19 protein-coding genes and 3 pseudogenes are annotated in these 24,021 nt (G+C 38.0%); 6 read left to right on the top strand and 16 right to left on the bottom strand.

Going from position 1 to position 24,021, the window contains the following annotated elements; genetic code table 11:
- The first annotated feature begins 7 nt into the window (after positions 1-7).
- The 4 genes from H4W00_RS11315 (at position 8) to scpB (ending at position 4,033) form a co-directional block, all read left to right on the top strand.
- Positions 8-1,129, top strand: coding sequence for an LpxL/LpxP family acyltransferase (locus tag H4W00_RS11315; protein ID WP_209958298.1), 1,122 nt, complete (start codon positions 8-10; stop codon positions 1,127-1,129).
- Between the two features lie 186 nt (positions 1,130-1,315).
- Positions 1,316-2,398, top strand: coding sequence for a tryptophan--tRNA ligase (locus tag H4W00_RS11320; RefSeq protein ID WP_209958300.1), 1,083 nt, complete (start codon positions 1,316-1,318; stop codon positions 2,396-2,398).
- Positions 2,399-2,402: 4 nt separating this feature from the next.
- Complete coding sequence (locus H4W00_RS11325; RefSeq protein ID WP_209958303.1) at positions 2,403-3,215, top strand: segregation and condensation protein A; 813 nt, start codon at positions 2,403-2,405, stop codon at positions 3,213-3,215.
- 230 nt (positions 3,216-3,445) lie between these two features.
- On the top strand, positions 3,446-4,033 hold the full coding sequence (gene scpB, locus H4W00_RS11330) for an SMC-Scp complex subunit ScpB (protein ID WP_209958304.1): 588 nt from the start codon (positions 3,446-3,448) through the stop codon (positions 4,031-4,033).
- A gap of 258 nt (positions 4,034-4,291) precedes the next feature.
- On the opposite strand, the gene H4W00_RS11335 is transcribed toward scpB, so the two are convergent.
- Together H4W00_RS11335 and H4W00_RS11340 are read right to left on the bottom strand one after the other, a co-directional pair.
- Entirely contained in the window at positions 4,292-5,740 is a 1,449-nt protein-coding gene (locus H4W00_RS11335; protein ID WP_209958307.1) for a capsule assembly Wzi family protein, read from the bottom strand.
- 12 nt (positions 5,741-5,752) lie between these two features.
- Positions 5,753-6,909, bottom strand: a pseudogene (locus H4W00_RS11340) (RNA-guided endonuclease InsQ/TnpB family protein).
- A gap of 304 nt (positions 6,910-7,213) precedes the next feature.
- Between H4W00_RS11340 and H4W00_RS11345 the strand changes: the two are divergent.
- Positions 7,214-7,963: pseudogene (locus H4W00_RS11345) on the top strand (IS630 family transposase); the annotation flags it as partial.
- A 128-nt stretch (positions 7,964-8,091) separates the two neighbouring features.
- Here the strand turns inward: H4W00_RS11345 and H4W00_RS11350 are convergent.
- Complete coding sequence (locus H4W00_RS11350) at positions 8,092-9,165, bottom strand: glycosyltransferase family 4 protein (protein ID WP_334684964.1); 1,074 nt, start codon at positions 9,163-9,165, stop codon at positions 8,092-8,094.
- Between the two features lie 181 nt (positions 9,166-9,346).
- Here H4W00_RS11350 and H4W00_RS11355 point away from each other — a divergent pair, with 181 nt between their 5' ends.
- On the top strand, positions 9,347-10,195 hold the full coding sequence (locus H4W00_RS11355; RefSeq protein WP_209958313.1) for an IS630 family transposase: 849 nt from the start codon (positions 9,347-9,349) through the stop codon (positions 10,193-10,195).
- Positions 10,196-10,264: 69 nt separating this feature from the next.
- On the opposite strand, the gene H4W00_RS11360 is transcribed toward H4W00_RS11355, so the two are convergent.
- The 13 genes and pseudogenes from H4W00_RS11360 to H4W00_RS11420 form a co-directional block, all read right to left on the bottom strand.
- The gene (locus tag H4W00_RS11360; RefSeq protein WP_209958315.1) at positions 10,265-11,482 is read right to left on the bottom strand and encodes a DegT/DnrJ/EryC1/StrS family aminotransferase; all 1,218 of its coding nucleotides are present in this window, start codon (positions 11,480-11,482) and stop codon (positions 10,265-10,267) included.
- A 60-nt stretch (positions 11,483-11,542) separates the two neighbouring features.
- Positions 11,543-12,199, bottom strand: coding sequence for an acetyltransferase (locus tag H4W00_RS11365; protein WP_209958317.1), 657 nt, complete (start codon positions 12,197-12,199; stop codon positions 11,543-11,545).
- A gap of 7 nt (positions 12,200-12,206) precedes the next feature.
- On the bottom strand, positions 12,207-12,803 hold the full coding sequence (locus tag H4W00_RS11370; protein ID WP_209958320.1) for a sugar transferase: 597 nt from the start codon (positions 12,801-12,803) through the stop codon (positions 12,207-12,209).
- Positions 12,804-13,931 (bottom strand): glycosyltransferase family 4 protein, encoded by a 1,128-nt coding sequence (locus H4W00_RS11375; RefSeq protein ID WP_209958322.1) that lies wholly within the window; start codon positions 13,929-13,931, stop codon positions 12,804-12,806.
- Positions 13,932-13,941: 10 nt separating this feature from the next.
- On the bottom strand, positions 13,942-15,021 hold the full coding sequence (locus tag H4W00_RS11380) for a hypothetical protein (protein ID WP_209958325.1): 1,080 nt from the start codon (positions 15,019-15,021) through the stop codon (positions 13,942-13,944).
- Positions 15,011-16,102 (bottom strand): glycosyltransferase, encoded by a 1,092-nt coding sequence (locus H4W00_RS11385; protein ID WP_209958326.1) that lies wholly within the window; start codon positions 16,100-16,102, stop codon positions 15,011-15,013. The genes H4W00_RS11380 and H4W00_RS11385 overlap by 11 nt, the downstream gene beginning before the upstream one ends.
- Positions 16,103-16,124: 22 nt before the next feature.
- A complete protein-coding gene (locus H4W00_RS11390) occupies positions 16,125-17,189 on the bottom strand; it encodes a glycosyltransferase (protein ID WP_334684965.1) in 1,065 nt (354 codons plus the stop codon).
- A 116-nt stretch (positions 17,190-17,305) separates the two neighbouring features.
- Positions 17,306-18,286, bottom strand: coding sequence for a glycosyltransferase family 2 protein (locus H4W00_RS11395; protein ID WP_209958332.1), 981 nt, complete (start codon positions 18,284-18,286; stop codon positions 17,306-17,308).
- Positions 18,287-18,957: 671 nt separating this feature from the next.
- Positions 18,958-19,515, bottom strand: a complete 558-nt coding sequence (locus H4W00_RS11400; protein ID WP_209958334.1) for an acyltransferase — start codon at positions 19,513-19,515, stop codon at positions 18,958-18,960.
- Position 19,516: 1 nt separating this feature from the next.
- A complete protein-coding gene (locus tag H4W00_RS11405) occupies positions 19,517-20,587 on the bottom strand; it encodes a DegT/DnrJ/EryC1/StrS family aminotransferase (protein WP_209958337.1) in 1,071 nt (356 codons plus the stop codon).
- 155 nt (positions 20,588-20,742) lie between these two features.
- Positions 20,743-21,957: pseudogene (locus H4W00_RS11410) on the bottom strand (IS256 family transposase).
- A gap of 183 nt (positions 21,958-22,140) precedes the next feature.
- Complete coding sequence (locus H4W00_RS11415) at positions 22,141-23,004, bottom strand: glycosyltransferase family 2 protein (RefSeq protein WP_209958339.1); 864 nt, start codon at positions 23,002-23,004, stop codon at positions 22,141-22,143.
- A 7-nt stretch (positions 23,005-23,011) separates the two neighbouring features.
- Positions 23,012-23,962, bottom strand: a complete 951-nt coding sequence (locus H4W00_RS11420) for a glycosyltransferase family 2 protein (RefSeq protein WP_209958341.1) — start codon at positions 23,960-23,962, stop codon at positions 23,012-23,014.
- Between the last annotated feature and the right edge of the window lie 59 nt (positions 23,963-24,021).

The raw sequence follows: 24,021 nt of genomic DNA on the forward strand, positions 1-24,021 counted from the left end.
CCGCATTATGAAAGCGCCTGAACAATTTGATCCCAGTAAGTCTGCTGCGCAAAATGGCACGCCACCGAACGCTGCGTCGCCTACGTCAAATAGCAAGCAGGCTAAGTCGCCCGCTATTCCGGTCGGCACCCCTACTATTACCCAGACTCACAAGCAAACCTCAATAGCAAAAAAGATGCCGTTTCAATGGCAATTTTTGTTGCCCAAATATTGGGCGTTGTGGCTGCTGCTCGCAATCATTGTCCCCCTGGCTTATTTGCCGCTACGTTGGCAGTTTTGGCTGGGTCGCAAGTTGGGTATTTTATTCTATAAAATGGTCGGCTCGCGGCGGCGTGATACCCTGATTAACCTCAGATTGGCCTTTCCTGACAAGCCAGAAGCGGAGCGTGAACTGATGGCCAAGCAGGTATTTGTCAATCAAGGTATTGGCATATTTGAAACTTTATGCACTTGGTTTCGTCCTGATATATTTACCCGTACGGTCTCTATCTCAGGGCTACAGCATGTGGTCAAGGCGCAAAATGAGGGTCGCGGGGTTATTTTACTGGGTGCCCATTATACCCTACTGGATCTAGGTGCTATGCTATGTACCCAGTTCTTCCCGATGGATGGCATGTATCGGCCGCAGAATAACGCGCTATTAGAGTGGTTTATTTATAACGGTCGGGCCCCTATCTTTGGTAAATTAATTTCTAGTCGCAATATGCGCGGCTTGGTCGATTCTCTCAAGACCGGCCACGTGGTCTGGTACTCACCAGATCAAGACTATGGTCTTAAATACGGGGTCATGGCCCCATTCTTTGGGGTACCAGCGGCCACTATCACCGCCACCCGGCGCTTATCTACTGTGGGCGAGCCAGGACGGCAGCCAGCAGTGATGGCCCTCCATACCTATCGGCAAACCCCTGATAATATGCCCAGAGGCAAGCGCCCGCATTATCATCTGACCATTACCCCAGAACTGGATAATTATCCCAGTGATGATGAGGTGGCTGATGCCACCCGGGTCAATGAGATTTTGGAAGGGCTGATTCGTATTGATCCGACCCAGTGGATGTGGTTCCATCGCCGCTTTAAAAATGGCCCAAATGGTCGTACTGATATCTATAGTCAGTTCAAAATAAAATAGATACATTTGTGTCAGCGCACTACTGTTATAAATTTTTCTGGCTTGCTGTGTGACTGCGTCACTCCAGAGGCTGCGAAAATTTCTCCCAGTCATACTGACTATATGTTCATACTCATTCTATTTTAAACTGGCTCAGCCCTAGTATTCATGCAAAATAAACAACCATAGATTAAAGACGGAACTCTCATGAGCGACAATAGCATTTCTGATGATTTAAATAACCCTGCAGAGACGGCAGTGAAACGCATTTTAACCGGTATCAAGCCAACCGGTACTCTACATTTGGGTAATTATGTGGGTGCCATTCGCCCGGCGATTGAGGCTATCCAAAATAGTGATCATGAGGCGTTTTTCTTTTTAGCCGATTATCATGGCATTATCGGTTGTCATGATCCGGCAGTGATTCATGAGTCGACCAAATCAATTGCCGCCACTTGGCTGGCGTGCGGGCTAGATCCTGAACGCGTGACTTTTTATCGTCAATCAGATGTGCCAGAGATTCCAGAGTTGGCTTGGATTTTAAATTGCTCGTGTGCCAAGGGTCTGATGAACCGTGCCCATGCCTATAAGGCCTCAGTCGATATCAATGTGGACAATGACGTTGATCCAGATCAAGGGGTCACTATGGGGCTGTTTGGCTATCCGGTGCTGATGGCCGCAGATATCCTGATGTTTAATGCCACTCATGTGCCGGTTGGCCGCGACCAAGTTCAGCATATCGAAATGGCCCGTGATATTGCCGGTACTTTTAACCATAGATACAAACCGCTGTTTACCCTACCCAAGGCGGTAGTCGATGATGACACCCCCTTACTGACTGGCCTTGATGGCCGTAAAATGAGTAAAAGCTACGGCAATACCATTCCATTATTTGGTGAGCTGAATCCACAGGTCAGTCCTGAAAAACAAATGCATAAAGCGATTATGAAAATCGTCACCAATTCACAGCTGCCTGCTGAGCCAAAAGACCCTGATGACTCGGCCATATTTGAGATTTATAAGGCCTTTGCGACTGCTGAAGAAATTGCTGCTATGCGCGCGCAGTTTGCCGCCGGTATTGGTTGGGGCGATGCCAAGCAAGCCTTGTTTGAAAAGATAAATACTGAGATTGCGCCATTCCGCGAACGCTATCTAGAGCTGATGGCCAATCCCAAACAGTTAGAAGAAATATTACAAATGGGTGCAGACAAGGCCCGTCGCCATAGCCGTAAGCAGCTGGATAAAACCCGCCGCGCGATTGGTATTCGCCCACTTGCCAAGCTTAAGTAACCGCTTGAGCGTGACTGCAGATGCGCATGACCGAACCGCGCTACGTATCTATCAGACCCCGGTACAGCAGTTGCCGGAAGATTTGTACGTGCCGCCGCAAGCGTTTGCCATTTGGCTGGAGCAGTTTGCTGGGCCACTGGATTTTTTGTTATATCTGGTCAAAAAGAACAATGTCGATCTGACCCAGATGCCGATATTGCCCATTACTGAGCAATATCTGGCTTATATTAGCGAGCTAGACACTGAACATTTTGAATTGGCGGGTGACTACCTATTGATGGCTTCAACCTTGATTGCGATCAAGACTGAGCTGTTATTACCCAAACCACAGACCCCAACTGATGAGCGTGATCCCAAGGCCGAGCTGATTGAACGCCTAGAAGCCTATGCGCAAATCAAGGGGGCCAGCCAGCGCTTAGACACTCTGGTACGCCTGGAGCGTGATGTGTTCTTAGCAATGGTAAGTATGCCCAATCAAGCTATTATGAACGCTGAGCTACCCAGTTATTCGGCTAATTTGTTAGTTGATAGCTTATTTAAGATGCAATTGCAGCCGGACTATCAGTTGAATGCCCATACGGTTAAGGTCGACGCGGTACCACTGGCGGATCGTATCGCCAGTATCAGCAGGCAGCTAAGTAGCGATGGCACCCGCTCCTTTTATCAGCTATTAGATAAAACGCAAGGTAAAATCGGGGTGGTGGTTAGCTTTGTCGCGGTGTTAGAGCTGATGAAACGCCAGCTGGTTGGGGTAGTCAGTACGGCTAGTGACGGTGATAGCCCGCCTAGTCAGTTAACCTTACGATGGTTGAGGTAATACCTGGTTAGATCCCACTGTAGCCAGTTCAAAATAAAATAGATATGGCTCGTAAACTCATAAGGCTGGCAAAATTTACTCGCTTGCTGTGTGGCTGCGCCACTCCAGAGGCTTCGAAAATTTCCCACAGCCATGCTCCCAGTATCCGCTTTATAATAGAGTTTTTTATAAGACACCTACTATATTAGTTTTAAACCAACTTTTAACCTTTTTTTGAGAGCAGCATAATAATGGTTGACCCTAGTAAACCAAGTAACAGTAAACCAAGTGATAGTAAACCAAGTAACAGTAGACCAAGTAATAGTGAACAGCACACTAGCAGCCACCATATAGAAGTACTGCTGCATGCTTCGGAAGCGCCACTGACTGCGACTGATCTTAAAAAACACTTATCCTTGTCTACGCAAGAATTACAACTAGCCTTAGAAGCGCTACAAGCGCGTTTAAGCACTGGTGTACTCAGTCTTAGTGAAACGGCTAGTGGTTACCGCTTACAAGTCGCAGACAGCTATAGCACACTCATTCAGCGGGTCTTTCCACAGCGCCAACAGCGTCTCAGCCAAGCATTATTGGAAACCTTAAGTGTGGTTGCTTATAAGCAGCCGGTAACCCGTAGTGATATCGAGCAGGTACGCGGGGTGACGCTATCGAGTAATATCTTGCGGCAGTTGTTTGATAAGGGTTGGATTATGGAGGACGGTTATAAAGACAGCTTAGGTCGCCCGGCGCTATTACATACTACGCCGCAGTTTTTAGATGCTTTTGGGCTAACGAGTTTAGAGCAGCTGCCGCCAATGCCGGATATGAATGCAATATAGTCAATGAAACGTAATATCGATACCTAACATGCTACTGGTATAAGTTTTTCTTGCTTGCTGTGCCTACGCAGACAGAGGCTGCAAAAAGCTTATACCAGCAGTACCATATCGTTTTTAAGGTATTTTAACTATATGACTGCAATAGGCGCTGTATCTTAAGTGGTTCTCATACAAAAAAATAGGATCTGCTGAAAACTCAACCGAGCCTATTTTGGAAGTACTCAAGCATAGAATTTTGGAAGTGCCTGAGAACAAAATTCAATAATTTTTAAACTCTAGGCCTATGCCCGCACCAATGTCACTTGACTGGGTATCAGAGTCTACGGCCCAAAGTCGAGTGGTTACTAGCGCTTGTGGTCGTAACTGATGTTCCCAAGCCACATCAATAGCGGTTAGCTTATCAGTAGTTGGAAAGGCCTGATTGATGGGCTCGTCCGCTTGGTTTACTTTAGCGTGCTGCAATTTTGCGTTAATAAAATTACGTTCATTCAGCCATAATCGACCACCGACTGAGACACTTTGAGCATCACCACCTAGCGCATGGCCGAGGGGATAGCCTTGTTGATAGTAACCATCGGTATAGGTACTGTGATCATAGGATATTCCTTTTGATTCACCACTAGTACGGGTATCTGCATATTCAGCATACAGCTGATAGGGCTTGCCATAAGCAGCAGAGGCATAATCTACGCCGGCTAGATACATATTCTTAGCTGGTAGTCCCCCTGCCTCATCCTCGCCTACATATTGACCATAGATCCCAGCTGGCACATTGATTAGCGATGATAGCTGTACTCGAGCATCAAAACCAGCCAGCTGATTGGCAGGGTCTCCTCTCTCATTACCGCCATTATCTTTGGTTCCTTGTACGGCATCAACAAACGACCTAAAGCTATCTGGTCGACCCTCTCCACCCCACATAAAGGTACGTGACGCGCCAAGCTCTAGCCAGGGTAATGGACTGGCAGTCAGACGGGCACCAAACAGCTTGGTTTCTGGTACCGCCTCATAATCATCAAGCTGACCGGCAAAGAGCTGATACTGCCAAGGGCCTACCCAAGACAGATACTGGTAGGTAGGCGCGCTTTGCTGATCACGCTGCATGGTGACACCAGTAACTGGAATACTGGCATCACCTCGAATGAGGCTACCGTCGTTGCCAGGACCCCACCATGCTGGAATCTTCCCGGCGATTAACCATTGATTGGCAGCTGTACCAGCAATATACGAGCCTTCAAAGCTCACATCAGAGCCATCCTCAATCAGCTTATCGTTCTTAAGATTTGCTTGCAGATTAAACTCGAAATTTTCTTCACTGAGACCTATGGACACGCTGGCTTGTTGTCCTGCCAGCTGGTTATCCGCAAAGGTCTGTGGCAGCTGTTGTCGATCGGTCTGTAGGTACACGCCTACATCCGCATGGACTAGAGAGTTAGGATTTTGCTTAAGTTTGGTATATATCGACTGTAATACCTGCTGCTGGGCTGGCGTTGCTACATTAACAGTGCTTAGTCCACGCTTAATTTCATTGGCTGTTAATGGCCAGGTGCTGGTACTTATCTGAGTCACACCCTGGCTATTGAGCCAATCGATATCTGCTTTGAGTCGCAAATCATTCATATATAAACTTTGTGCCGATGCCAGCATAGACACCATGCCAAAACCCAATAAAACACTCAATTTTTTATACTTTAGTTTCTTACACATGGTTATCTACTTTTATAAATGGGAGCTTTTATCAACGGGGCTTTTGTTAACTATTGACTTCCTCCCCTCCCTAAAAGCGAAGGGGATTCCTACTAAAGACGGTCAAGCCCGACCGCGAGTATGTTCTTTGCTCCATTAACGTCTCTGCTATGGGTAGTTTTACAAGAACTACAGAACCACACTCTTACAGCAAGACCCGCTCTACCTTTCGGACTGTCTTGGCGAGAGCCGCAACACGAGCAGGTTTGGGTGGTGTACGCTTCATTAACTTCAATATAGTGGCAACCTGCGTTCGCGCATTTGTAATCCAGTTGCCGCTTAATTTCAAACCAACCAGCGTCATAGACGGATTTGGCTAGATTTGTTGAAGTAAATGATTTAGATTTTATTTTTCCAACAACGATTAGATTGTTAGCTTTGACCAGTTTATTGGTGAATTTATGAATGAGGTCTTGGCGAGTGTTTTTTATTTTGGCATGAATCGCCTTAACCCTATTTTTATTCTTAGCGCGCCCCGCAATGGCTAATTTTTCAGCATATTTATGGGTCAGCTTAGTGGTCAGTACATCGCCATCACTGGTGACTGCTGAATCTTTACAGCCCAAATCAATACCAATTTTACCGTCACCACAAACTGTTTTTGGAAATTCTTTAACGGTAATACAGGCGTACCAATGACCGCGAGAATCCTGTACCAATTCACAGGTGTTAATGGTGTAAAGCGCTAAATTATAGCTGTCCCACAAATCAATAATGAGCTTCTTACCCTTAGCCAGACTGAATTGCAGGGTGGTTTTTAAGCTCTTTTTACCTGATTGACGGGTCGCTAAATGCTTAATTGCGGTTTTCTTAAAGGGAATCCAACCAAGATTTTTACGACTTGATTTAGGGTTATTAGTACGCCATTTTAGCTTGGCTTTTTTGAACTGTTTACGAGCTTTAGCATGGGTTTCAGCGACAGCTTGCAATGTTTGGCTATGTAGGTTTAAATACTCGCCACTGCCTTTGGTGTAAGCTGCCAAGTCATAGGCTGAGAAGAATTTACCAGTGCGTTGTAAGTGCTTGAAACTCAACTCATTGACGTAATTCCAGACAAAGTTAACCGACCCAGCCAAGATATTTAGCTGATTAGCGTGTTTGTCTTTGATGCGTAATTTGAGGGTCTTCATAGGGTAATTATGATCTCAATGGGTTTGGTTAACAAGGTGGTTTCAAGATTAGACGACAATGGCTGACGCCTGATATCCACGCCCTAGAAGTGACGTGGTTTTACGGCGCTTTTTGATAAAATAACTATTAGCTGATATTATTACCTATAGCCAAGCTCTTTTAAAAATGTTATAAAATAAATCAACTAAACCATTATTATTATAAATAGCCATGACTTATTCACTAGATTTTCGCAAACAAGTACTCAAAAGTCTGGATGACGGTATGACTTATGCTCAAGCAGTTTAGTTCTACGATCTTAGCCCAACCACCATACAAAACTGGAAGAGACGTGTCCATAGCAAAGCAACAAGGCAAACTAAGCCTCATAAAATAATGGATGACGTTCTACTCACTGATGTCAAAGAACATCCTGATGATTACCAGTATGAGCGAGCCCGTCGATTAAACTGTAGCAAAACGGGCATTTATCACGCTCTAAAAAGGCTGAAGATTAGTAAAAAAAAGACCCTAGAGCATCCTAAAGCATGCCCAGTAAAAAGAGCTGACTATCTAAGTAAGCTTAACAACTACATCGAACAAGGCTTTCCTATTGTATACATGGATGAGAGTGGCTTTGAGCATGAGACCCTGCGCCCTTATGGTTATGCTCCCATTGGCACGCCTTGTATCGACAGCTATAACTGGCAAGCTAAAAAGCGAACCAATGTTATTGGTGCTTTATATGGCAAAGTGATGTTTGCGCTTGATTGCTTAGAAACAAATATCAATGGTGATATATTTTATGACTGGTGCAAATATACACTAATACCAAAACTTAAGAAAAAATGCGTGATTGTCATGGATAACGCCAGCTTTCATAAACGCGTTCAAAGACTACTTAATAGGCATGGCCACAGGCTTTTATTTCTACCCCCTTATAGTCCTGACTTGAATCCTATCGAGAAGAAATGGGCACAAGCGAAGTTTCTACGTCAAGGCTGGATGGAAAACGATTTAACTAAACTGTTTTATGATCTTAATCCTCGCCATAACACTTTTATTTTGAATTGACTATACCAGCCATTTGCTCGGCCAGTTTTTTAATGTCAGATTGAGTAGTCATTACTTATTCTCCGGTTAGTGGATTATAAGCAGTGACACAAAGTTTGGGAAAGGCTCGGATATTTTAAATATTGTAATTATTTAAAGCTTTCAAGTAGAGCTATCCATTGGTCAATTATGTTTTCAGGTTGATAAAGCTTAGCTTTCTCTTTACTCTTTAAGTTAATCATTAGCCGAGTTTTTTGACAATTCATCAATTCAGTTAAAGATAAAGCGAGTTTATTAACATCATTTTCAGGAACTAAAATAGAGCCTGTACCTTCTAATATCTCTGAAGGACCAGTATCGCAATTAAAACTAACTACAGGTAAACCAAAGGCTAAAGTCTCAAGCAAAACCATTGGGAAACCTTCGAAACGAGAGCTTAAACAAAATATCTCAGCTTCTTTATAATACTGACTTACATCATCAGTATTACCAATTAACTCTACACTATCAGTTAATTTATTTTTTATAATAAAATCAGTTAACTTCGCTCTATCCTCACCCTCTCCAACTATTTTTAACGTCCAGTCGGGCATATTTTTACTCACCTGAATCCAAGCTTCAAGTAACATATCAAAGCCTTTTAGAGAAGCTAAACGACCGACAGCCAATACTATTTTTGTATTTTCTTCTCTGATGTACTTTTGCACTGGGAATGGACAAGGATTAGCTATTACAGTTATCTGCGATTTATGATGAGTATCTTCTAACCAGTATTTCTTATCTCTTTCAGTTAAAGTAACAATTGAGTCACAATATCGTGCAGCCAATTTTCTGGCTATTGATCTTTTTCTTTGCCCTAAATTATTTTTAAAATTAAAATGCTCCCAAGCTATATGGTTCATTGGCAAGCCTAAAGTCGCTGGTACAGTAAACATAGCACACAATGTGTCTACTGCTATTACTGTATCAATACGCTCTTTTTTCAACAGTTTTCTTATCTGATAAATAGTATTGGGAATACGACATAACCTGCAGCTTAGTAAGCTCGATAATGAAATTATTTGTATATTTTTATTTAGAGGAAAAAAAGGTCTTTCACTAGGTGTAATAGTTGCTAACACTATCTTATAACCAGATTCAGATAAACCATTAGCAAGCATAGAACAGACTCGCTCAATGCCAGCGCCATTATTAAGATCACTAACAACCATTAAAATTTTCAAATTGACCACCTCATTCATCTATATATAAAGTTACCTATTATGAAGTAACTAATAGAAAACTTCACTAGTAATAGTAGTTTTATCTTAATTCTAGTTTTAGATACTAAAGATATAATATAGTCAGATGACTTCAAAAATGTTATAAAATAAATCAATTAAACGATTATCAGTATAAATAACCATGACTTACTCCCTAGATTACTGCAAACAAGTTCTTAAAAGCTTAGATGAGGGCATGACTTTTGCCGAAGCTGCTATTTTCTATGATATCAGTCCAACGACCATCCAGAAGTGGAAAAAGCGTCTCCACAGTAAAACCACTCGAGACATCAAGAACTACAAAATAGAGGATGAAGCCTTAGCTCAAGACGTCAAAAACCACCCTGACGATTATCACTATGAGCGAGCCCGGCGTTTTAATTGCAGTCCAACAGGCATTAGTAAAGCCTTAAAGCGTATTGGTATTAGCAAAAAAAAGACACTTGAGCATCCCAAAGCTTGTCCTGTGAGAAGAGCGACTTATCTGACCAAGCTTAACCACTACATAGCTCAGGGCTTTGCTATTGTCTACATGGATGAGAGTGGCTTTGAAAGTGAGACGATACGCCGTTATGGTTACGCGCCTATTGGTAGCCCTTGCATTGACGGTTATAACTGGCAAGCTAAAGATAGAACCAATGTCATTGGTGCGCTCTATGGCAAAATGCTGTTTGCACTCGATTGCTTAAAGACCAAAATCAATAAAGAGGTTTTCTATCACTGGTGCAAGTTCACGCTGATACCAAAGCTTAAGAAAAAATGTGTGATTGTCATGGATAACGCTGCCTTTCATAAAAATAAGCGTATTCAAAAACTACTGAATAGACATGGCCATCGTATTCTATGGCTGCCACCCTACAGCCCTAATCTGAACCCTATCGAGAAGAAGTGGGCTCAAGTGAAGTTTCTACGCCAAGGCTGGATGGAAAATGACTTATCTAAATTGTTTTATGATATTCATCCAAAAAATAACTCTTTTGTAGTGCAATGACTATAGTCAGTTCAAAATAAAATAGACACGTTTATAGCAACATGCCACTGATATCATTTATAAAGTGAATCAAATATATTTATTATCTACGCTAGCCATCTCAGTAAATACGCTATCAATAGCAGCGACAGTTTGGGCAATCTCGTCCGCAGTTAAGGTCGGATGCACTAAGAACATTAAACTGGTCTCACCCAACTGCTTCGCCATCGGTAATCCTGGCTCTGGACGCAAGCCAGTATGGTCAAAAGCTTTTTCTAAATAAACTTCCGATGCAGAGCCGGAGAAGCACGGTACATTCAGCGCATTAATCTCAGCAATAATCCGATCTCGTGACCAGCCTTCAGGTAAATTCGCAGGCTGTACATAGACGTAGAGCTTATAATAAGCATGCGTGCAGTCAGCAAATGCTAGCGTATTCTCTAGTCTAGGTACGGACAGATAACCTTTAGCAGCCCAACTATCACAAGCTTGCAGGATTGCATGGGCATTAGCTGTACGCTTAACCGTCCAATCGGCCATGCGTGTTAGCTGAATACGACCGATGACGGCTTGCATCTCTAGCATGCGCCAATTAGTGCCAAAGCTCTCATGTAGCCAGCGATAGCCTGGTGGATGATCCTTCTCATAGACCGCAGCATAGCTCTTGCCATGGTCTTTATAAGCCCACATCTTGCGCCATAGCTGCTCATCATTGGTAGTGACCATCCCACCCTCACCACCAGTGGTCATAATCTTATCTTGGCAAAAGCTCCAAGCGCCAATATGACCGATACTACCGACACTACGGCCTTTATACTTGGCACCATGCGCCTGCGCACAGTCTTCAATCACATAAAGGTCATGCTGCTCAGCTAAAGCCATAATGCCATCCATATCACAAGGCCAGCCAGCCAAATGCACACAGATAATAGCGCGGGTCTTCGGTGTTAATACTGCACTAATAGTCTCAACGGTGATATTACCGGTAGCTTGATCGACATCAGCAAAGATAGGAATGGCACCAGCATTGACCACACAGGAGATACTGGCGATAAAGGTACGTGGGGTGACGATGACTTCATCACCAGCGCCAATACCGAGTGCTTGCAAGGCCACATCTAAGGCTAAAGTACCGTTGCCCATCGCTACCGCATAGCTGCTATCTGCCCAAGTAGCAAATTCTTTTTCAAACTGACGGCACTCTTGCCCAGTCCAATAATTTACTTTATTAGATAAAACCACTTGGCTAACCGCATCAGCCTCTTGCTGGGTAAAGCTTGGCCATGGTGCAAATTGAGTGTTTAGCATAGTTACCTCAATAGTTAATAATGGTTATGGTTGATAGTTATTAATAGCTAGGGTTAATAGCTATAATTTATGCAAAAGACGGGCAGGATTACCAACCACTACTGCACCGGCTGGCACGTCTTTGGTTACGACAGCTCCCATACCGACAATAGCGCCTGCACCGATGATCAATGGTTTATCCGGTGTACCCTGCTTAATAATAGCACCAGTACCAATGTAGGCATGGTCATGGATATGAACGTTTCCATTACAGCTTACCCGAGGTGCAAAAGTCACATAATCACCGATTACACAGTCATGGGAAACATAACTATAGGTATTAGCATGAAAAAATTTACCAATTTTAATATTAACTTTTAAGCAAACATTACTACATAAAATACTACCTTCTGCCAGCTCTATAGTATCCGTATCTAAGACAATGACTGACTCAGAGTTAACTGCAATATTTTTAATATTATCTTGGATTAATTTTTTTGCAAGTAGCTCGCGAACTTTACCATTAGCAATAGCTATCGTTACTTTCTTATCTATATGGGGAGACTTTAAAAAATTTTTATAAGTTAGTACTTGATATCCATTTAGCTCTGTTAAATTCATGCCATCATCAATAAATACAAAACATTTTTTATCTAAATTTGGGTATTGCTTTTTTACCAAAGGCATAACTTGTTTGCCGAATCCGCTTGCTCCGTATATACCAATTAACTGCTGCATTTTTTTCTCATTCTTGATTACCGGTAAATTTACTCATAGTAGTGTCATTGTCAGCATTTATATCTTCTTTAATGACTACTTTCTTTACTGTTTTAAATAATATTTTAATATCTAGCCATAGCGACTGGTTGTCAACATACCAAACATCGAGCTTAAACTTTTGATCCCAAGCGATAGCATTGCGACCATTAACTTGCGCATAGCCAGTAATACCTGGACGCAACTGATGACGACGGTGTTGCTCAGCACTATATAGCGGTAGATATTCCATCAATAACGGACGCGGACCGACTAGGCTCATATCGCCTTTGATGACATTCCATAGCTCAGGTAATTCATCAAGACTAGTAGCTCGTAACATCTTCCCAAATGCTGTGAGTCGCTCGTTGTTAGGTAGAAAGTTACCATCATTGTCTATCGCATCTGTCATAGAACGAAACTTAATCATCTCAAAAGGTTTACCATTCTGACCGGGACGAGTCTGACGAAAAAGAACTGGTGAACCAAGATTTTTCTTAACTTTATAGGCAGTTAAGGCATATACTGGAGACAAAATCAAAAGTGCTGTGCTTGCAGCAGTAATATCAAAAAAACGTTTTATCATTTATAAACCTAAAATATCTAATAGTCGTTTATTTACTTTATCAGCGTCAAATTTCTCTTGAGCTATTTTATAGCTTTCATAGCCCATTTTTTCAATTTGCCCTGGATGTTCTATAAAGTAGATCATCTTGTCAGCTAGAGCTTGCGGATTCCACTTTTCAACTAAAAAGCCATTTACCCCATCGACGACAGTTTCGCGACAGCCCGGTACATCGGTAGTGATAACAGCACGTCCGATAGCCATAGCTTCTTGAGTGCTACGTGGTACGCCTTCACGATAGTAAGAAGGTAGGACAAAAACACTAGACTTTGCTATCCATTCTGGAACGTTATCGACATGTCCCGGATACTCTACAATATTAGCTTCTGTAATCTCTCGAAGCTCTGCTTCTGTCAATGCTCCTAATGCTTCTTTACCTATAGCACCTAATACAATAAATTTAGTCTCAGGATAACTACCTTTTACTACTTTAGCAGCGGCAATATAATCGTGGATACCCTTTTCAGCTAGTAGTCTTGCTATAAAGATAAAGGTTGGCTGCTCAGGATAAATGCTCGAATAAGGATAATCTTCTAAATTCAAGCCAATTCCTCCTAATACTTCTACTTGTTTGACTTCTATTGAATACTCCTCCAATAAGTCTTTAGGATCGTCAGGATTTAGAAAAACAATCTTATCCAGTTGCGGCAAAGCGACTTTATATAATAATACCTGCACGCTTTTAATAAGCTGCGTCTTTTTACTCAGCCCTTCTGGCTGTTCCGTAAAGGTGTAACCTAACCCTTCTAACATACCTATTACAGTAGGAACCTTAGCTATTTTAGCTGCTAAAGTTCCAAAAATTACTGGTTTGGCAAAGTAAGAAAAGACTAAGTTTGGAGCTATTGCTTTAATTTTCTTTGATAGTAAGTAGGTTGCTCTAATGTCTGATAGTGGGTTTAAACCTCCACGATTCAGATCATAGGTTACAGGAATAGCACCTAGTGCTTCTATTTTTTTAAGATCATCTTGAGTGTATTCAGATGTAAAAGCATACACTTGATGCTCTTGGAGTAGAAGCTGTTTAATTAAATCTGCCCGAAAACCTAGCAAGCTGCCAGCTACAGTACCAATAAGAACAATCTTCATTAAGAATAACCTATGCTGTTACTAAAGATAATTTTTTAAGTTTTAAGATATGGAAAAAACAGATATAAACTGAAAGATAATTGTAGAATCTCAGACGAAGTGCTGTTCCTAAGTTATCATTACCAATCAACCAAACGCTAGCATAAAGAACAAAAAATATAATTAGAAATCTAGAAAATTCGTCCGCTAGTCTTATGTTTTTTATGATATAAATAGACATAAAAATAAATGGAAAAGACTCAAGCAATAGTATGCCAACAGCAATTGGATTAGTAATGTACAAGCCTAAAAGCTGACCTAGAGCACTCAAAATCAAATTAGGTATAAACATTAAAGGATTAGAAAATGTTAGACCTAATGTAGACCCACCATCAGATAATTCAAAACCTGAACGATATTCAGTAAGACCATCTAGTATACCTACATAGTTTGCAACAAACAGAATCAGTAGGTATAGTAACGAATAAAATATGAGACGTTTTTTAGTGAACCTTATTTTCCATAGAAAGAGAGATATCAGGAATGTATAGCCTAAATAAGGCCGTAAGTCTATTAGAAACAAGCCTATCATAATAGAAATAGATAAATAAAATACTGATGATAAAACCTTATTAGTATTTAAAAAAAACCTAACCACTAAACAGCCAATCAAAAAGATAAAAACCATGAAAACATCACGATAAATATCAAATGTATAATAAAATAGTGTTGGGTAAATAGAACACAATAGAAACATGTAAAGATAATTTTTTTGATTATGCTTGTAGCTTATACCTGATGTACTTATAGCCAAAATAGGGATAACGAATACATTTAGTAAGAAAAAAATATAAGAAATACCTTCGCGTGAATATAAATTATAATCATTAAGAGCTCTTAATATTACTGCCCAAATATTTACGGATACATTGATGTATCCCTCAGCATATGCGTCATAATAACCTGCGTCACTCCCTCCACCCAAGCTAAAATTAATGACATTATTCTTTATTAATAAAAAGATAATTATTTTAAAAGATATTAATATTAATATTGACATCAATATTGTTGAGTTGGGAATTCTATTGAGGAAAGAACTATTACTTCTCATTATATAAAAAAATCCACTCGTTGATAATATTATCTAAAGAAAAACTCTTATGAACATGTTGCATATTTTTTTTAATAATACTTTCTTTTAACTTTTTATTTATACTCAAGGCATAATATATTTTATTTGATAAAGCTAGCGGATCACATGGTGGAACCAAGAATTCTGAATTATTTAAAACCTCAGCTACACCACCAGAATCTGTTGCTACAACCAAACATTCACACGCCATTGCTTCTGCAACAACTAAACCAAAACCTTCATACTTAGAAGAAAGTACGAACAAATCTGCAGCACTAATAAGCTCAGGTATATCATTTCTTCTGCCTAATAAAATAACATCTTGTTCTAAGTTTAGTTCTTTAATTTTCTGCTCTAATGTTGTTCTTAGTTCACCATCCCCTGCTATTATTAACTTAAAGGGAAATGAACCTTCTTTCTTAAATAAACCAATAGCTTTCAATAAGCTAGGATAATCTTTTTGATCGTTAAATCGTCCAACTGCTAAAATTATTTTATAATTTTCACTAAGACTTAGCTCTTTATATAAATTTGACCTGGAATTTTTAGAAAATTGAAATTTATCTAAATTAATTCCATTATATATATGTTTCATGCCACCTTTAGGGACAGCACCTATATTTTCAAAAGCTAAAACAGCTTCTTTACTTACGTTAGTCGTAGTATCCGCCAAGCGATGAGTTGCTCTATATAAAATCATTCGTGCACGCCCACCCTCATTACTATTATGAGCAGTAGTAATGAGTCTATCTATAGGTGATATTAATCTAACTAATCGTGACAATAGATTGGCATGCACCATATGCGCATGAACGACATCTGGCTGATAATCTCTAACTATTTTCGCTAATTTAATATATGCTGGTACTAATGTGCCAATATTGTTTAAGTTAACTTTAATTAGCTCAATCTCTTCGTGTGAAGGGTGAGTTAAAACATTACCTGTTAGGTAAGCTATTTTTACTTCATAACCTTTTTCATACATCTTATCAGCTAAATCACAAACTACACGTTCAGCTCCTCCTTGTGCTAGCCCTGTAATAACATAAAGAATCTTCATTCAACGTGTCCTTAAATAAATACTATATTTTATTAGAAAATAAATTTTTCCATTTTTCTATAATTTTATCTAGTGAAAAAACTTGGCTTTTCTTATATCCATTATTTGCTAGTATCTCAGAATTACTTTCATTTAAAATCGCCTCTTTAAGAGCTTGTGCATAAAGCTCTATATCATCATTTTCTATCAAATAACCAGACTCTTTATCAATGATATTGCGTGGTCCCGTGGGGCAGTCAAATGCTATAACTAAGGTCCCTAAAGAAATAGCTTCTAAAACAACAATCGAGAAACTTTCAAAATGTGATGTCATTGCATAGATTTTTGAATCATTTATAATATCTAAAATACTTGTATCAGCCCCTTTAATAAAAAAACTATTTTCCAATCTATAGTAATAGATCATTTTTTGGATTTTATTTAATACCACTAAATCAGGTTCACCATAAACTTCTACTATCCAATCTGGAAATTCTTTATAGATTATTTCCCATGCCTTAACTAAACGATCAAATCCTTTTACATCTACTATTCTTCCTGCTGCTATGATACGCTTGCTTTTATTAGAGTATGGCTTCTTTTCTATATTATTAATTTGAGCTGGGTTAGGTATAATATACTTATTTTTATTTATAAAGCTCGCTATATTACACTCCTCCTTATTTAAAAATACATGGTAATCAAATTTATTAGTTATATATTTTTTAAAATTACTTGGTGGATTTTCATATAAACTTGAATGATATTCTAATATTGTCTTTCCTGTAAATCCTATATATGATAAAAAATAGAAACTATGCACGCCTACTACATTTATCGTAAAGTCTGGCCTTATTTTAATTAACACTTTCTGTAGTTTTAAATAACTAGATAAGCTCTTAGATATATTACCAAAGTTTAGCTTAAAACCACCGTTACTCTTCCTATTAAAATTTAAATCTAGGTCTAAATGTATTATGTTTTCAATCCTACCAAAATAAAAGTCTCTGTTTCCATTCTCCAGAGTTATAAGATATATTTCATAAAAACTACTTAATTCTTTAAGTCTGGAGGTTAAGGCTTTCTCGATGCCACCAGATTTATACATTTGATTTACTATAAAACACAGTTTCATATATGGCCTTAAGTAGAGAAATATTTATAACAATCTGTTGTTTTCAGCTATCTTTAATACTAAAATTATTTAATATCATAATTAATTTTTTAACTATTCTTATTTTTATGTGCTTTAGTTTTTCTTAACTTATACCTATACTTTAGAATTGAAGCACCTAAATTAGGTGAGAGACATAATAAAACCATTAGAACTTGTTTACTTGAAAAAAGATCTTGTTTTACGGATCTAATAGCATATTCTTTCATTTTTTTACCATTAGGTTCAAAAACAGCGGACCTATTAGCCATACTTAATAAAGACATAGCATAAGACCTTCTAATTTCATGGTTTATATCTGGATAGGCAACTAACAATTTTTCATAAATCATTAGAACTCTCTTTATCATATTATAGTTTAACTTATCATTTTTAATAGCAGAAATGCCAACTTCAGCTCTATAGTAGCCAAGATTCTCTTCTAAATGTATAATCGAACCCATAGAAGCTTGGTATAAATGTAATTCAAGGTCTAAAACATGAGGATCGTTCAAAAGAGAACACAAGTCTTTATTATCTATCACCCTAAATAATTTTGAAGAATGTGCAAAAAAAGGAAGTTTTTTTATTAGATCTACAAGATTATATTCGCCTGCAGGATGACTCCATGAATCTTTTTTAACAATAGTATTGTCTAATATCTCTATCATATTATGGCTGCAAATAATTGCTTCTGGATGAGCCTCTAATACATCAAATTGCTTTTGCAACTTGCCTGAACACGCCATATCATCACCATCTACATGGGCAATATATTTTCCTTTTGCCTGCAAGTATACCTGCTTAAGATTTTTAATTGGACCTATGTTTTTAAGATGAAAAATAGGAACTATTAAATCAGGATATTTTTCTACATATTCTTGAACAATATGGCGCGTGTTGTCAGTAGAGCAATCTTCACCAATGATAATTTCAAATTTGAAATTAGTTATCTGCGTTACTAAACTCTCTAAACATTCTCTAATATACCCTTCTTGATTATAAGTTGTAACACATACAGAGACTTGGATATCATTTTCAAATTTACTCATAATATTTTTTAGAAACCTTACTTTAGACATGTTTAAGAGTCTAGTTAAACTCAGGATCACAATAAATACACTGACTGAGTAAAAAATTAAACTCGCCCTACTTCCCTTACAATATAATGTGTCGATACTTAAATTATAGTAGGAATTAATATGATAACACTTCCATCTTATAGTCAGTTTAAAATGAAACAGATACGTTTACAACCAAGTCCTACTGGCATAAATTTTTCTAGCTTATTGCTACTTGCGTAGCTCGATGCTAAAAAAATTATTCCAGCAACACGGTATTATTTTTAAAATGGGTCGACTATACACATAAGGTAATATTTCAAATTATTCTTTACATACTGTAAATAGTAGAGAAGAGCCATAATGCTAGCAAGGTATTTCCTAGCATATATAACAATATACTAGAGCCAATTTAACTGTAAGTGCTAGATTTCTAGCCAAGCATATATCTATACTTACTATAATTTATCTCATATGCATTAATTATGTAAATTTTATTTAATACTAGAACTACAGTTTACTTAAAAAATAAATTTTTATTTTCTATAAAGAGTTATTTATCAAGTAATTATTAAAAGTAATATATATTAATCTTAAGAATACATCTTATTATGTTTTTTTAATTAATGATATAAAAAATTGCTTCTACAAATAATAGAAGCCTAATATAATATGTTCTTCTCTAATGATAATAAATCTCGTTTCCTTTCCTTAATTTTTTTTGCAGGAGTACCGATATAAACCCCGAACTCACTACAACTCTTTGTTACTAAACTTAATGCGCCAATTGCTACACCTTGTTCTAATATAACACCAGGTAGAATTATAGATCCTGATCCAACAATTACATGCTCTTCAATGATAACGTCTGAACTTGTTACATTAGTATATTGACTAGGTACCATGGGGTTAGTCATATACTCGCCACTATAATCATCATTACTACTATATATACAGACTCTTGATGATATATTACAAAAATCTTTTAAGATAATTTTACCCGCACCAATTAAAGAAGAGTAAACAGCAATATGAATATAGCTGCCGATTTCAATACCACCTTCGCCAGCGGATAGTACGGCAAAATCATCAATACGGGTGTTATTACCAATAGTTATATTCTTACAATTATAATAAGACGCTTTATCAGAAAGTAAGCAGTTTTTACCTACGTGCTTAAACCCCATTTCATTTATTTTATCTGCTGTCAGAAATGCCATATCAGTTACTCTTAATTAAATGAATCACTTTTTTTACAGATTCAATAGTGAGGTTTGGATAAATAGGTAAACAAAGTATTCGGCTTGCAATATCTCTAGAGTATTTACACACTTGCTTCGTTTTCAAATAATCAAGAGTATCTAGACTTGGATAAAAATACCGTCTAGCTAATATGTTATTTTCTTTTAACTGAACTTCAACTTTAAGTAATTGCTCTTCGCTTTCAAAAAGTACAGGAGCATAAGCATGATTATTCTGTCCATTCTCATTCCACTGCTGAAACTGAAATAAACCTGCCAATTCTTCAGTATATATTTGCCAAATATCCGCGCGCTGCTGCTTAATAGTTTCTATCTCATCGAGTACACACAAGCCCATCGCCGCTTCAAACTCGTTCATCTTGGCGTTAGTTCCAACTGACGTGATAGTGGTTGGACTACTGATACCAAAATTTATTAATAGTCGAATTTTTTTAGCTAACTCATCATCGTTGGTAATCACTGCACCACCTTCAATGGTATGGAACAGTTTGGTCGCATGAAAACTTAAGGTGCTGATATCACCAAAGTTCAATACGCTTTGCCCTTTATATTCTGAGCCAAAAGCATGAGCAGCATCATAAATTACTTTTAGGTTGTGCTTGTCTGCAATTGCCTGAATAGCTTCAACCTCACACGGATTACCAAATACATGCACAGGCACAATAGCGCTGGTGTTGGCCGTTATTTGCGCTTCTATCTTTACTGGATCGATATTAAAGCTGTTTGGATCTATATCAGCAAAGATAGGTGTTAAGCCTTCCCAAGCCAAGGTGCTGGTGGTAGCTGCAAAGCTAAATGGCGTGGTGATCACTTCACCTTTCAGCTCTAAAGCTTTATAAGCAAGTTGTAGTGCCAATGAGCCATTTGCCACTAAAATTATATTTTTTACACCAAGATATTCTGCCAGCCTTTGCTCTAACTCTTGAAGTAAGCTACCGTTGTTGGTTAACCAGCCACTTGCAAAAATACGATCTACGTACGATTGGTATTTATCTTTATTGGGTAGATAAGCTTTAGTTACAGGAATCATTTGAATCACTCTTTAATTAAACCTAATAGATACTGCTCATGATTATTCTTGCTAAAAAAATAAATTTGTAGCTCCATCTACTATTTAAATAGCCAACCCTTATTGCAAGTAGTTCCCTCTAGACGAGACCATCCCAGATTCTGTGTAACTGCCATTTAGGTTAAATGCCTGCTGATACGATCATCAAACATAATCATAAAGCGATTAAGAGCAGCCGTCCAGTTACGAATCGGCATAGATCACTTTTTGGATGCTTGCTGGGTTGCTAAGTACACCACTTTAAACGCTGCCTGATCGGATGGGAACACCTTACGCTTATTCACCGCCGTACGAATCACGCTGTTTAGAGACTCAATAGCATTCGTGGTATATATAGCTTTTCTAATATCTTTAGGATAATTAAAGAATACTGTGAGCCCCTCCCAGTTGCTACGCCAGGACTTGACCACATGCGGATACTCATCACCCCATGTCTCATCGAATCTCTCAAGGTTGGCCTCTGCAAGCTCAAGCGTATCGGCGCCATAAACAGCCTTTAAGTCAGCAGCTACTGCCTTCTTATTCATCCATGGCACAAACTTCATTGAGTAACGCACCATGTGTACGATACACAGCTGAACCTGTGCTTTAGGATAGACGGTGTTGATGGCATCAGGAAAGCCTTTTAAACCATCCACACAGGCAATTAGAATATCCTGTACCCCTCGGTTTTGTAGCTCAGTGAGCACACTAAGCCAGAACTTAGCGCCTTCGTTCTCTGATAGCCACATGCCAAGCAGCTCTTTTTTACCGTTAAGATTAACGCCTAAAGCCAGATAAATAGCTTTGTTTATGATTTGCTTGTCTTGCCGTATCTTAACGACGATGCAGTCTAAGTAGACAATAGGATAGATACTGCTGAGTGGCCGGTTCTGCCAAGCGGTGATGTCGTCTATGATGTTGTCAGTAACCCTTAAAACCAGTGTGCTTGATATGTCGACATCGTAAAGCTCTTTGATGGTATCGACAATCTCAGTCGTCGTTTGACCTTTGGCGTAAAAGAATATGATTTTATCGTCAAGACCAGTAATACGACTTTGATGCTTACTGACTAGCACGGGCTCAAAGCTGCCACCGCGGTCTCTTGGGGTGGATATCTCAAGCTCTCCGCTATCACTGCGAACTCTCTTTTTACTGTGCCCGTTGCGCTTGTTAGGTTTATCCGCCTTTTCATGCTTGGGGTAGCCGAGATGGTTTTCCATCTCAGCCTCTAAAGCAGTGTCGATAAAGGACTGCATGAGCTGCTTTTGGAAGTCTTTGATGTCATCAAAGCTGTTCATGCTACCAGCCATTTGCTCGGCCAGTTTTTTAATGTCAGTTTGGTTAGTCATTGCTTATTCTCCTGTTATTGGATTATAAGCAGTTACACACTTTTTGGGAAAGGCTCCTCTAGACAGACGATTTTATGAGCTTAGGGCTTCTCAATATTTTTTAAGATATCTTTAACTATAACATTCACACTTATATCTAGACGCTCATACTAGACCATAGTTTTATACTATTAATTATAGTTACTATAAAAATTTTCTAAAGATCATTTTTATTAAATTCTTGCTTGTTTTTTTTGGGTCTAAAATAACTAGCTTAACTATATTAGGTAGTTTTTTATTATTTGAATATTTTAATTCACTATATGTGTTATGCCACTTTATGTTATTTACTGCTTTAACATGGAGTCTTGAGTCTGAAAAAAAACTTAATACTTCAAGTCGTCCAGAATTCATCTTTTTCAAGTCTTTCGTCATATTTGTATCATGACGTCTATAAAATGCAATTACTTTACCTGTGTTAAAAATCTTACCTTCCCTACTTAGAAGTAACCACATATACCAATCTTCAATCAACATATTTGGTTTATAGCCACCTGTCTTCTTGATACTATTCATTCTAATCATTTGCGTAGGTGCAAAAAGACTGTGTTTGTTCATTATGATATCATCAAAACTATAAGCTCTTGCTTTACTAATAACCTTTTCTAACTTTTTGTTATTTTCATCTATTACTTGCACTCCTCCAAACACAGCAACATAGTCCCTATTATTTTCTAAAAAATTTACTTGAGTGCTCGTTTTATAATCAAATATCTGATCATCAGAAGCAATAGCTGAATAATACTCTCCTTTACACCACTTTATAGCTTCGTTTAAAGTTGCACTTAAGCCTTTGTTAGGTCTGCTTCTAAATTCAAATCTAACAAACCGTTGCTCACAAGAATCAACCATTTCCTGAATCTTAGAAATAGAGTTATCTTTAGAGCCATCATCTATAATAATAAGCTCTATATTGTTATATGTTTGATCAATCACGCTCTGAATAGAGTCCTGTACAAAATCTTCATGGTTATAACAGGGGATAACAATAGAGACTAAAGGCAACATAAATTTCTCATAATAAAAATATTGTTTGTAAGATGGCCAACTGTATTTTTTTCTTTAAGTTGATATTTTTTATAACTTTAAAATATTTAATATGTTTTAAAGTTACTTTTATCTCTTTTTTCCATTCTGCTATATTTTCAATTTCTATCTTATGTTTCTGCATATATCTAAAATTACCCCATAATCCCGAAACTAATTCAGATGTAACATTTGGTATTATTTTTTTCTCATCCTTAAAAATATTATATAAGATTAAAGAGTTTTTTATCATTAAATATTTTTTATGATTTACTCTTTTAGTCGTAGAGTATGCATTATAACAATAATAATAAGTAGCTTTACTTCTTATTATTACTTTAGAATTTAAGAAGTTTAATCGTGTTATAACTTCATCATTGTTTATGTAATTTGTATTTTTAACATTATAACTTTTATAACTTTTATAACTTTTTTCAAAAACTGTTTTTCTAACTGCGAGACATCCATGTACATGCCAACCACCTATTGAATTTTCTATACAATCCAAAGGTTCTAAAATAGTTTCTTTAGTGTAAAATATTAGATCATTCCAGTCTTTATTACTATTTTGTAAAAGCATGTTTGGCATAATAATATCTACATTAGGATATGCAACATATTGTGTGTAGACTTCACTAACCATGTCATCTGATAAATTGTCATCACAATCGAAGATCATAACAAACTTAGTTGAGCTGTTTTCGATACCTATTCTTCGCGCTTCAGCTGCACCTTTATTAGTTTGTTTGATAACTTTGTAATTAAAATCAACACCTAAATCTAAACAACTTTCAACTTCTTTTACAGTAGAGTCAGTAGAGCCATCATCAATAAATACAGCATCAAAATTTTGATTTTTCTGGCTTCTCAAAACCTTGATACAATTTTTTATATTTTCTTGTTCATTGTACATAGGAATTATTATAGTAACCAAGTTCATTTAAACCTCTTTTAATATATTAAATAAAAAATAAACACAAGCTATTGATTATAGTTAAT

Source organism: Psychrobacter sp. PL19, from assembly GCF_017875835.1.
Taxonomy (GTDB): Bacteria; Pseudomonadota; Gammaproteobacteria; order Pseudomonadales; family Moraxellaceae; genus Psychrobacter.